This is a genomic window from Sesame phyllody phytoplasma, assembly GCF_018390775.2.
Lineage (GTDB): Bacteria > Bacillota_I > Bacilli_A > Acholeplasmatales > Acholeplasmataceae > Phytoplasma > Phytoplasma australasiaticum.
In genome coordinates this window covers 18078-30531 of sequence record NZ_JAHBAJ020000007.1, presented here as the reverse complement: position 1 = coordinate 30531, position 12454 = coordinate 18078, and the positions used below count along the sequence as shown (strand labels likewise).

The 12454-nt window shown below is 25.5% G+C and carries 11 protein-coding genes and 1 tRNA gene; all 12 read left to right on the top strand.

The features are described from left to right. A partial coding sequence (locus tag KHD59_RS01195) for a triphosphoribosyl-dephospho-CoA synthase (protein WP_213680372.1) occupies positions 1 to 224 on the top strand: 224 nt, incomplete at its 5' end. A 63-nt stretch (positions 225 to 287) separates the two neighbouring features. Continuing rightward, positions 288 to 956, top strand: coding sequence for a bifunctional 4-hydroxy-2-oxoglutarate aldolase/2-dehydro-3-deoxy-phosphogluconate aldolase (locus tag KHD59_RS01190; protein ID WP_213680373.1), 669 nt, complete (start codon positions 288 to 290; stop codon positions 954 to 956). After that, positions 946 to 1233 carry a citrate lyase acyl carrier protein gene (gene citD, locus KHD59_RS01185; protein WP_213680374.1) on the top strand — a complete coding sequence of 96 codons (288 nt, stop codon included), beginning with the start codon at positions 946 to 948 and terminating at the stop codon, positions 1231 to 1233. Before KHD59_RS01190 ends, citD begins: the two co-directional genes overlap by 11 nt. A 60-nt stretch (positions 1234 to 1293) precedes the next feature. Beyond that, positions 1294 to 2184 carry an HpcH/HpaI aldolase/citrate lyase family protein gene (locus tag KHD59_RS01180; RefSeq protein WP_213680375.1) on the top strand — a complete coding sequence of 297 codons (891 nt, stop codon included), beginning with the start codon at positions 1294 to 1296 and terminating at the stop codon, positions 2182 to 2184. Between the two features lie 299 nt (positions 2185 to 2483). After that, positions 2484 to 4019, top strand: a complete 1536-nt coding sequence (gene citF, locus KHD59_RS01175) for a citrate lyase subunit alpha (RefSeq protein WP_213680376.1) — start codon at positions 2484 to 2486, stop codon at positions 4017 to 4019. 54 nt (positions 4020 to 4073) lie between these two features. Continuing rightward, positions 4074 to 4610, top strand: a complete 537-nt coding sequence (locus KHD59_RS01170; RefSeq protein ID WP_213680377.1) for a citrate lyase holo-[acyl-carrier protein] synthase — start codon at positions 4074 to 4076, stop codon at positions 4608 to 4610. A gap of 1521 nt (positions 4611 to 6131) precedes the next feature. Further along, complete coding sequence (locus tag KHD59_RS01165; RefSeq protein ID WP_213680378.1) at positions 6132 to 7334, top strand: acetate kinase; 1203 nt, start codon at positions 6132 to 6134, stop codon at positions 7332 to 7334. A gap of 1416 nt (positions 7335 to 8750) precedes the next feature. Beyond that, a tRNA-Ser gene (locus KHD59_RS01160) sits at positions 8751 to 8841 on the top strand. Positions 8842 to 8974: 133 nt separating this feature from the next. Further along, on the top strand, positions 8975 to 9841 hold the full coding sequence (locus KHD59_RS01155; RefSeq protein ID WP_213680379.1) for a thymidylate synthase: 867 nt from the start codon (positions 8975 to 8977) through the stop codon (positions 9839 to 9841). Beyond that, a complete protein-coding gene (locus KHD59_RS01150; RefSeq protein ID WP_213680380.1) occupies positions 9838 to 10338 on the top strand; it encodes a dihydrofolate reductase in 501 nt (166 codons plus the stop codon). The genes KHD59_RS01155 and KHD59_RS01150 overlap by 4 nt, the downstream gene beginning before the upstream one ends. Before the next feature lie 148 nt (positions 10339 to 10486). Beyond that, a complete protein-coding gene (locus KHD59_RS01145; protein WP_213680381.1) occupies positions 10487 to 10705 on the top strand; it encodes a hypothetical protein in 219 nt (72 codons plus the stop codon). 944 nt (positions 10706 to 11649) lie between these two features. Further along, complete coding sequence (locus KHD59_RS01140; protein WP_213680382.1) at positions 11650 to 12444, top strand: lysophospholipid acyltransferase family protein; 795 nt, start codon at positions 11650 to 11652, stop codon at positions 12442 to 12444. Positions 12445 to 12454 lie beyond the last annotated feature (10 nt).

Here is a 12454-nt window from a genome sequence, read left to right as displayed (position 1 = left end):
CTTTAATTAATAAAATTGGTTTTTCATTTTTTAAAAAAATACAAAAAAAAGCTTTATCATGGTTAAATATTTTAGAAAATATGGGTTTTATAACTTTTCAAAAAGCTATTTTGTCTAAAAATAATTACTATGTAAACAATAAAATTTCTCCAGGAGGTTGTGCTGATTTATCTGTTGTAACTTATTTTTTATTTTGTGTAAATCGGTTGAATAATATTTATTAATATTGACTTTTTAGTTTCAAAATATATTTATTAACTAAAATTAATAAAAATGGAGTGTGTTAAGTGCAAAATATTCAAAAAAAAATTTATTATTTAAAGCAAAATCCTTTAAGCGTGATTGTCCGTACGAAAACTAAAAATAACGCTTATAAAATTTTAAAAAATACATTAGAAAATGGTTTTCGTTTTGCCGAGATTACTTTAACTATTCCTCAGGCTTTTTCTTTAATTAAAGAAATTAGTTTGCAATATCCAAAAGCAATGATTGGAGCTGGTACCGTATTAACATTACACGAAGCTAAAACAGCTTTAGAATCGGGAGCGCAATATTTGGTTTCTCCGGTTTATAATGAAGAAATTTTAAATTGGTCTATCGAAAATGATATTTTATATGTTCCCGGAGTTATGACTGTTAATGAAATGTATTTAGCTATTCAAAAAGGTGCTTCTTTATTGAAATTGTATCCAAGTATTGCATTTACAGCTAAAGCTTTATCTTTAATCAGAGATCCTTTTCCTAATTGGCCTATTTTGGCAACGGGGGGTATTAATTTATCAAATATTTTAGATTATTTTGAAGCAGGTGCATTAGCGGTTGGTATTACAGGTGAATTAGGTAGCGATCGCGATGTTGATATAGTAGATGAATCTAAAATAGCTAATTTAGCTTTTAAATATGTTGATATAGTGCAAAAAGTGATTAAAAAAAGAGGATTACAAAATGATAAATAATAATAAATTAAAACCTATTATAAAAAGAGCCTTTTGTGGTTCTCTTAATTCTAGTGATTGTTTAATAACTATAGAACCTAATTTATCTGATATTATACAAATTATCATTCAATCACCTTTTGAAAAACAATTCGGAGAACAAATGCGCACTTTAACTCTTGAAATTTTAAAAGAAAATAATGTCACTAGTTGTAAATTATTAATCCAAGATCAAGGAGCTTTAGAAATTGTTTTAAAATCACGTATTTTAGTGGCTTTAGAACGTGCTAGAACCTGATTTAATTTACTATTATTAAATTTTTTAATTTTAAATACAAAAATAATATCGAGGCTAAAAATGAAAAAAAATAGAAAAACCATGCTATTTATACCTGGTAATAATCCTGCTTTATTTAAAGATGTTATTTCTTATCAGGTAGATAGTGTGATATTTGATTTAGAGGATGCTATTGCTATTGAAGAAAAAGATGCTGCACGCGAATTAACTAGAAATATGATTAGTTTTTTGGATTATCATAGGTTTAATATTGAAACTATGGTACGAATTAATGCCTTTGATACTCCTTTTTATCAGAGAGATTTAGAAGCTATGGTAACTAATGAAAAATTAGATGCTATTCGTTTACCGAAGGTTGAATCAAAATTAGAAGTTTTAAGAGTTATTAAAGATATTGAAAATATTGAAGCTAAATATAACAAACCTTCTAAAATTGTTATTTTTTGCGCTATAGAAAGTGCTAAAGGAGTTTTAAATGCGCTCGAAATAGCGTCATCTTCTTCGCGAGTAGTAGGGATTGCTTTGGGCGGTGTAGATTACATGTTAAATTTGCAAGCTACTAAAACTATTAATCGTCATGAATTGTTTTTTGCTCGCCAAATGATATTGCATGCAGCTAGATCTGTTGATATTGATGCTATTGATTGTATTTATGATAATGTTTCCGATTTAGAAGGATTAGAAAAAGAAGCTATTTTAGTAAAAGAAATGGGTTTCAATGGTAAATCCGCTATACATCCAGATCAATTGCCTATTCTTAATCGAATTTTTCAACCTAGCGATAAAGAAATCCAAGAAGCTTTAAAAATTTTAACTTTATATAAAAAATATCGTTCACAAAACCAAGGTGTATTTGCTATTGATGGCAAAATGATTGATAAACCAGTTATAAAATATGCAGAAAATATTTTACAAAAAGCTAATATTACGAATCCTAGCATAGAAGATTAATAACAATTATTTGGTATTTTTTGTATTAATAATAAACTCAAAATAATAAAAGATTCCATATGTTATAGTAAATCAATTTTGAACGAGTTATAACATTTGGCGAGAGATATTATTAGTTTAATATTTACGATTTTTTTGTTTTTTATGATATAAATCAATGTTATTAAAAAGTATTATATTAATAAAATATAATGTTATCAAATTATAAAAAAATTATTTCGATAGTTTTTCGATTAAAAAATATTTAATAAAATTAAGTAATTTTCAAATTGTTAATTAATAAAAAAAGGAATAATTCAATGATAGAACAATTTAAGAAAAATTCAAAAAAAATAGATAATCATAATAATGGGATTTATGAATGTAAAAATGATGATAATAGTGTTGGTACCGTGACCAAAATCAAAAATAATCAATATAATTTTTTAAATAATAAAGTGTTAAATTCTTTAGAAGAAGCTATTGTTAAAAGTGGTTTAAAGGATGGTATGACTATTTCGTTTCATCATGCTTTTAGGCACGGCGATAAAACTTTTCAACAAGTTATGGAAGCTATCAAGAAATTAAATATTAAAAATTTAACTGTTTTAGCTTCTTCTTTTACAAAGTCTCATGATTGTTTTATCGAATATATTAAAGATGGTATTGTAACTGCTTTAGAAGGTTCAGCTATAAGGGGAGAATTAGGTAATGCTATTTCTGAAGGTCTTTTAACGAAACCTGTTATCATTAGATCTCATGGTGGTAGAGCACGGTCTATTACTACGGAACAATCTTATATTAATGTTGCTTTTTTAGCTGCTTCAAGTAGTGATGAAATGGGTAATGCTAATGGTGTTATAGGTGATTCTTGCGTAGGATCTTTAGGTTATGCTATTGTAGATGCGCAGTATGCTGATAAAACTATTATTATCACAGACACTTTAGTTTCTTATCCTAATAATCCTATTTCTATTCCGCAAATTTATGTTGATTATGTTGTTAAAGTAGAAGTGATTGGAGATAATAAAAAAATTTCTTCAGGAGAAATTCATTCGAAATTTAATCCTAAAGAAATTGTTATTGCTGAAAACATTGTTAAAGTTATTAAAAACACACCTTATTTTAAAAATGGTTTTTCTTTTCAAACAGGAACTGGTGGGGCTTCTCAAGCATCTTTAGTAATTTTATCTGATGAAATGAGGCGTAAGCAAATAAAAGCTTCTGTTTTTTTAGGAGGAATTATTAAATTGGAAGTAGACTTATTAAAGGAAGGGTTAGTTAATACATTATTAGATGTGCAGTCTTTTGATTTAGAAGCGGTTAATTCTTTAAAAAACAATCCTAATCATTTAGAAATGTCAGCTTCTTTTTATGCTAATCCTTTCATTAAAGGTTGTGCTGTCAATAAATTAGATTTTGGTATTTTAAGTGTTTTAGAAATAGATGTTAATTTTAATTGTAATGTCATTACAGGAAATGATGGCTATTTACGTGGAGCTTCTGGTGGTCATAGTGATGTAGCATACGGTAGTAAAATTGCTATTGTAGCTGCTCCTTTAATTCGAGGACGAATTTCTTCTGTAGTAGATCGTGTACAAACAATAGTTACTCCAGGGAATACTATTGATGTTTTGGTAACTGATTTAGGTATTGCTGTAAATCCGATAAGAACTGATTTACTTATGTGGTTAAAGTCAGCCGGAATAGTTGTTAAAGATATTTGTGAATTACGCGACTTGGCTTATAGTATTGTGGGCAAACCATTACCAATTAATTATGATACTAATCGTGTTATTGCCTTGATTGAGTATCGTGATGGTACTTTAATTGATACCGTTTATAAAGTAAAATAAAGAATATATGTTTATTTTAATTTTGGTTATAATATTTAGGTTTATATAATTATTATGTTTTATAAAATGATAGAGCAATATTTAAAAGCCAAAGAAGAAAGATATATATTACAACTTAAAATGTTAAATTATTATCAAAAAGGTCTTCTAACTATTAATTTAAATATTCCAGGAATAATTAAGCTTAAACCTTTATATTTTGAATTTTTTAATTTATTTATGAAAAAAATTATAATACCTTTTTTAAAAAAAACACAAATATGTTTGGGTTCTAATGATTTTAGAATATTATTTGATAAAGCTGGTTTTTATGTTAATATAGTTTTAATTACTGCAGAAATGCCCAAATTAATAGAAATTAAAAAAAATTTTTTAATTTTAGAAAAAACTCATATTTGTTTTCGTTTAGTTGATTTAGATATTATTAATTTAAAACATGAAAATGTTTCCCGAAATTTGTTTTATCCACCAAAACCTCGATTATGTTTTATATGTTCGAAAGCAGCTAAAGAATGTGCTTTGAATAAAACACATAACTTAATAGAATTGGGCGCCAAAAGAAGCCTAAATTTCGTGCTATCTAACCAATAGCCAGGGCCGATAAACCCCTGAAAGGATATGGTCGGTCAGTCAAACGAAAGAATGCCGGATTACAGCAGACCATAAAAGCGGGTTGCGACGAAAGCAAATTAGTCAAGAAGACTCCGCCACCTAATAATTCCATGGAGAAGCCTGAAATGGTCTAAGAAGGAAAAATGATGTAATGATAAGACCTGTTCCGGAAGTTGCTTAAACGGATAGTCCAGAGTCTACTAATATCTAATTCTGTATTGAGTAGTTTATCATATAAAGAAACCTGGAATCAGCCTCTTAACGAGGATACTTCCCCTAAAGAATTAAGGTAGAAATTTAGAGTAACTTGGAGAATCCTAAAACTAAGTAATTTAATTTACAAATCAGGAAATAGAAGCCCTGATAGTCAAGGATAAAGAATCTTTTTAGTAGTCGTAAGAGTAAACCTAGATGTGGAATAATCTAGTTAATCGTCTTGCCAAGAAGAGAGGTAACAACTTTTATAGGGCGAAAGAAGAAAGTAATTTATTAATTATGGAAAGCGGTGTGCTTGGAAACTTGCTTGCACCGTTTGGACGGGGGCTATTGGTAATATTTGATAAAAAAACAAATCTTATCAAAGAAACGCCGATAATCTATCCGTATATTAACATTTATCGATGGGCGCCAAAGAGGCCTAAATATCGCGTTATCTAACCAATAACCAGTGCAGATAAACACTGAAAGGATAAGAATGGTTCATTAAACGAAAGAATAGTGAATTACAGCAGTTCTTAAAAGCGGGTTGCGACGAAGAAGTAGTTAGTCAAAAAGATTCCGCCACCTAATAATCCTATGGATAAGCCTGAAATGGCCTAAGAAGCTAAGAAGATGTAATTTAACCTGTTTCAACAAGCTACTGTAATAACCGAGCAGTCCAGAATCTATCCGATATAGCATTAGGATTGGATAGTTTATCAGTTAAAAACCTGGAATCTCACCATTATCAAAATGGTCACTTCTCCTAACGGATTAAGGTCGATATTTAGAGTAACTTGGAGAATCCTAAAAGCTAGTTATTAAATTAACTAATAATGAAATAAAAGTCATTAGGCTCAAGGATAAAGCGACTTTTTAGTAGTCGGAGGAGTAAAACTTAATTTGGAATAATTAAGTTAATCGCCCTCCCAAGATGAAGGTTAACGGCCTTTATAGGGCAAAAGAAGTCAGTAATTTATTGCAACTAAAGTCTATTTAGTGTTCAAAAGAGGATAAATTATGGCAAGCCGGATGCTTGGAAACTTGCTTGTCCGGTTTAGATGGGGGCTGTTTGTAATAGATATCAGGAAGTTACATCCTGATATTTAAACGCAAACGTTCTATCCATATAACATTATGATAAATTTTATTTATTCAAATGAAAAATATAATTTAATGGATTAATAATAATTTGGATTTCTGATAATATATTATGTATTTATTATTTGCTTATTATTTTTATTTATAAATAGCTTTTTATTTTTTTATTTATATCAATTTCAATAAAAGTGGAGGTTTTTTATGAAAATTATGTCTGTAAATTCTGGTAGTTCATCTTTGAAATTTCAATTAATTAATATGGTTACAGAAACAATGTTATGTAGTGGTTTATTCGAGCGAATCGGCAATGTTAATTCTATGTTTACTATTAAAACTTTAGATCGCATTTATAAACAAAATATAGCTATTACTGATCATAAATTAGCTATTGAATTATTATTGAAAAAATTAATTGAATTATCAATTATTAAAGAAATTACTGAAATTAAGGGAATTGGTTATCGTATTGTGCAAGGTGGCGAATTATTTCCAAATTCTATTATTTTAACAGATGAAAATCTTGATAAATTGGAAAGTTTAAATAATTTAGCCCCTTTACATAATCCTGTTAATATTTTGGGTGCTCGTTTGTTTAAACAAGTTTTACCCAAAGCTCTTCATGTAGGTGTTTTTGATACTAGTTTTCATCAAACTATTAAAACTTCTAATTTTTTATATGCAGTGCCTTATGAATGGTATAAAAAATATAAAATTCGTAAATATGGTGCCCATGGCACTTCTTGTCGTTTTATTGTTCAAGAAGCACAACGTTTTTTAGCAAAATCTAATTTAAAATTAATTATCTGCCATGCTGGAAATGGGGTCTCTATTACTGCTGTTAATGACAAAGGAGAATCAGTAGATACTTCTATGGGAGTAACACCATTAGCTGGTGTTCCGATGGGTACACGCAGTGGAGACATAGATCCTGCTATTGTTGCTTTAATTTCTAGTTATGAAAATAAAACATCTCAAGAAGTGATTGATGATTTAAATAATAAATCTGGTTTATTAGGTATTTCGGGAATTTCGAATGATTGTAGAGATTTAGAAAAAGCTATGTTAGAGGGTAATGCGAAAGCTAAATTAGCTTTAGAGATTCAAATTAAGAAAATTGTTGATTACATTGCCAGTTATTACGTAACATTAGAAGGTATTGATGCTCTAGTATTTACAGCAGGTGTTGGCGAAAATTCCATTTTTTTTAGATCCGAAATTATTTCAAAATTAGCAGTTTTAAATATTTTTTTAGAACCAACACTAAATGAAAATGGCCCTAAATTGAGAAATATTGCTAGCAAAAAATCTATTATTCCTATTTTAATTATTCCTACTAATGAAGAATTAACTATTGCTCGAGATGTTATGTCTTTTATTTTGGATAAAAATAATTCAGCTAATTAAAGTAAATGACTAATCTTTTAATCCTTTTATAAGCGCTAAAGAATCCTAAATATTGTGTTATCTCGCCAATAATCAGTGCTGATAAAAATCGAAAGGGCAAAAAAATTCTTTAAAGGAAACGATATTGGATTAAAACATTTCTCAAAAGTGGGTTTCGATTAAGTCAGTTATTCAAAATAATATTATCACTAAATGGTTTTAAGCGATAAATCGAAACAGCCTGATAAATAATAAGGATAATGTAATGGTAAAATCTAATTATTAATCTACTTTAATCGAGTATAAAGGATATTGATAATAAATTAATTTGGTATGGGGTAGTTTATTAACTAACAAAAAGCACAAAAAGATCGAATTATTAAAAAAATCGCTTTAGCCTAAGTAATTAAGTTAGATATTAAATTAATTTTTAAAAATGTAGTTTCGATTTCTTAATCAAAAAATCTTATTATTATATTATTAAAAATCGTTCTACGATAATTAAAAGGGATTGATTATATCATCATTGAAATTGACATCAAAAGGTATTTTGAATCCATCAATCATGATATACTGTTAAGGATGATGAAAATATAAATCAAAAAGGATAAAATCCTCAAAACAATATATTAATAATAAAAAGAAGGGTATCTGCGCATCATTGTTATCAAACTTATCTTAAAAAAAATCTATTATTCCCTCTTCTCATCCAATGTTTTCTTATATTATACATTCAAGACAATAAAAACCAAGTTATTTAATATCTGTAACAAATCTTAAATGGATTATCAACAAAGACAAATCTCAGATTATTCTGGCATATAAAAAAACCAAGTTTTTATCTTACGTAGTGAAAACTAATGCCGTCAACAGTAATTAACAAACCACCAAAAAAAATCTCCTTAATGTAAAAAAATCTAAATTTCAATGCTGATGCATAAAATTAAGGAATATAAAAAAAATACTGATATCTGGGAAGGTAAAGTAATTTAATATAACTAAACATTAGTTAACAAAAAAGGATAATTAGGAATAATTTAAACCTATAAAAAATCGTTAGAGGGAAGATCTCCTGCTACTTTTGTTTAGCTAATAATTTTTGGATAATTAACTTATCTTAATTATCTAGTAAAATAAAGTTTTTAAAGACTCCTAGCGAGGAAACATCACATGTCAATCGCTAGAGTTAAAAAGAAATTTGGAATTGGGAAACTTAGGGGATAAAAATATAATTAGAGAGATAAAACCCAAAATTGATAATTTGAAAGTTTCATTATTAGTAAATGATTAAAAATATTAGAGTAACCAAATAAAGATTTCTAAATTATTTATTAATTGTACTCTAAATATCATAAAGACAAATCCCGATATGGAAATGTCAATAAATCTATTTATATTTTTTTTAAAAAATTTGCAATTAATAAAGGTGATTGTTTCGGAGGAATACCCAAGTCTGGTTAAAGGGGCACGCTTGGAAAGCGTGTAGATCTTATTAGATGCGAGGGTTCGAATCCCTCTTCCTCCGCCATTAATTTTATATAAATAAGTTTGTATAAATAAATATTTTATTATTTTATAAATAATTTTTTTAATATAAAATCATAAAATATTTAAGTTATAAAAATTGTGATTTTTAGTAAAGGGTTAAAATTGTTTTTAATATGGAAAAATATTTAAATTTATGTCGTACTATTTTAAAATATGGTAATATACGTGAGAATCGTACTAAAGTTTTAACTAAAAGTATTTTTGGTTATCATATGCGTTTTAATTTGACCCAAGGATTTCCTTTATTAACGACAAAAAAAATTAATTTTAATCTAGTGATACATGAATTATTATGGTTTATTAAAGGTGATACTAATATACGTTATTTGGTACAAAATAAAGTAAATATTTGGAACGAATGGCCTTATGAACGATATCGGAATTCTTTATTTTTTAAAAATGAAACTTTATCGGAATTTATCGAGAAAATTAAAAAAGATGAACATTTTGCTAAAAAACATGGAAATCTTGGTCCCATTTATGGAAAACAATGGCGTGATTTTTCGGGAATTGATCAATTAAAACAATTGATTCATGATATTAAATTTAATCCAAATTCTCGTCGTTTAATTATTTCCGCTTGGAATCCTCCTGAAATATCTAAAATGATTTTACCTCCTTGTCATATATTAATGCAGTTTTATGTAGTAGGAAATAAATTATCTTTGCAAGTTTTTCAAAGAAGCGCCGATGTCTTTTTAGGAATTCCATTTAATATTAGTAGTTATAGTTTATTACTGTGTTTGATTGCTCATATCACTAATTTGCAAGCTTATGAATTAATTTATAATTTAGGAGATGCTCATATTTATCTTAATCATATTCCTCAAATTAAAATTCAATTAAAACGTTCTCCTAAATCATTACCTTATATCACTTTGAACAATAATATTAATTGTATTGAAGATTTTACTATTAAAGATATTCATTTGCATAATTATGATGCATACGACACTTTAAAAGGAGAAATAGCAGTATGATTAGTTTAATAGCAGCTGTAGATGGTAATTTTTTGATTGGCGATGGTGAAAAATTACCTTGGCATTATCCTCAAGATTTAGCTTTTTTTAAAAAAAAAGTTAATGATCAAGTGATATTAGTAGGTTTAAGAACATATCAATCTTTATGTTATTATTATAAAAATAAAAAATTCCCTTTTAAATCAATTTATTTGGCCACTACTTCTCTTGATATTCCGGCTAAATATTATCGAGATGATATTTCTATTCAAAAAGTTAATGATGTTAAAATTTTCTTACAAGATATTCGTAAAACATCTAAATCAATTATTGTTATTGGAGGTAGACAAATTTATCAATTAGCTTTGCCTTATGTTGATGTTTTATATTTAACTTATATTTTACGTCGTTTTGTCGGAAATATTTATTTCCCTTATTTAAATTTATGCAAATATATTTTAAAAGAATACACAGTTATAGAAGAATTAATTTTTGCCACTTATTTTAAAAAAAATTAAATAATTTTTTTAAGTTTTTTATAACAAGAATTATTTTAATAATTTTTATAATAAAAAAAACTATATTACTAATTTTTATTTAATAAATGATATTTATTTTTGTTGATTTTTTGTAATTTATTTGTTATTTAAAAGGGGTTTGTTTTTTATGACAATTTTTAGTATTATTTTTATAATATATTTTTTTATTGTTTGGCACTTTTTTATTGGTATGCGATCCGGAATTATTGGAAAAATATTGGGAAGTTTTGTTAGCTTTTTTTTAACTTTTTGGGCAGCTATGTTTGTATGTTGTTTATCTTTTGCATTAATGATGTTATTATTCTCTAATTTTTATTCTTTTAATATTAACATAGATTTTTTATAATTGGTTTTGATTGAAAATTATTTTTTATTACCGGAAAACAAAAATATACGGATATAAGATTTTAAATTTTTTTATTTTTGTTTGTGTAAAATTTTAAATAATTGATAATTTTTGTGTTATATTTTAAATTAAGTAATTATGATTAAATTTAATTTAAAATCATTTCATTAATTTTTTATAAGTTAATTTAAATTTATTCTTAGATTTGGTTTTGAATATAGATAAAATTGATTTTTTCATTATATTTTTATCAATTTAATTATTTTTTATAAATTTTAATGTTTTTTTATTAATTTTTTTATGAAATATATAATTACAAATATGAAATTATTTATTTTTTTTGAAAGTAAAATTTATTTTAATTAATTTAAAAATATATGTAAATTACAAATAATAAATTTCTAAAATATTTTATTTATTTTCTTTAAATTAAAAGTTCTTCTTATTAACAAAAAATGAACAAGAATTATTATAAAAACAAAAATATAAATTAATAAAAAAACTATTAATCCGACCAAATAAAAATAATAAAATTCATGTAACAAAATAAAAAATGATTAAATATTTAATTTTCTTATAAATAAACATTTTAATGTTTATTGTTAGAATATCATAATAAAATTTTCTTTTCTTTTGATTATTGTTATTGATTATTCAAAAATAATAAATAAAAAATTTATAATCAAGATTTAAATAAGTAAGTTTATTTTTTATTATTCTATTCGTTTTTAATATTATTAAATAATGAAAATAACTTTTTTAAAAAAATTATTGGAAATTGATTCGTTATTTATTTAATCATTTTAAATTGTTATATAACATAAATGTATATTTTGTTTATTTAATAATTATATTTTTTATTACATTGTTTATATTAAACGTTCCGTTAGTAATAGTTATTTGCGCTAATTTTTATATTTTTGAATGCAGGAGGCAACAAATATATGTTTAGTTTTATTTTTTTAATAACTTTTTTAGTTTTTTGGTATTATTTTATTTTTATTTTTACAAGTAAAATCATTGGTATTTTTGTTGGTTTTGTTTTAGCTATTTTAATATCTTGGTTAATAGCTTTTCTATTATTATTTATTAGTTTAGGATATGCTAAACAAAAATCTATTAATAACGTTTATCATTTAAAAATAGTTCGAAGTTTTTCGAAATTAATTATGGGTTTTTTTCGCATTAAAGTGTCGGTTTATAATTATAATTTGATTCCTTTTAATAATCGTTTAGTTATTTATACTAATCATAAAAGTAATTTTGATCCTTTTATAATAGCTTCTATATTCCCTCGTCCTCTTACTTTTACTCCTAAAGATGAACTTTATAATAATTTTTGGTATGGTTGGTTTTTAAGATTTTGTTTTGATGCTACTCATTGCATTAAGATTAATAGAGGTAATAATAGAGATAATTTAAAATCTTTGGAAAAAGCTAAAGAAATAATTAAAGAAAAATTGGCTGTTTTGGTTTTTCCAGAAGGTGGCATTATTAATTCTACTTCTGATCAGATTAATTCCTCTTTGGATGGTGCTTATAAAATTGCTATTCAAAACCAAGCTGATATTTTACCGATTACTTGTAAAGGTATTTATCGTATGCCTGGTAAATGTTGGTTTAGACTTAAAAAAGTAGAATTATTAATACATCCCTATATTTCTTATTCATATTATAAAGATAAAAAATCATCGCAAATTAATCATGAAGTAACTAATATTATTAATTCTAGACTTTAAATTATGAAAT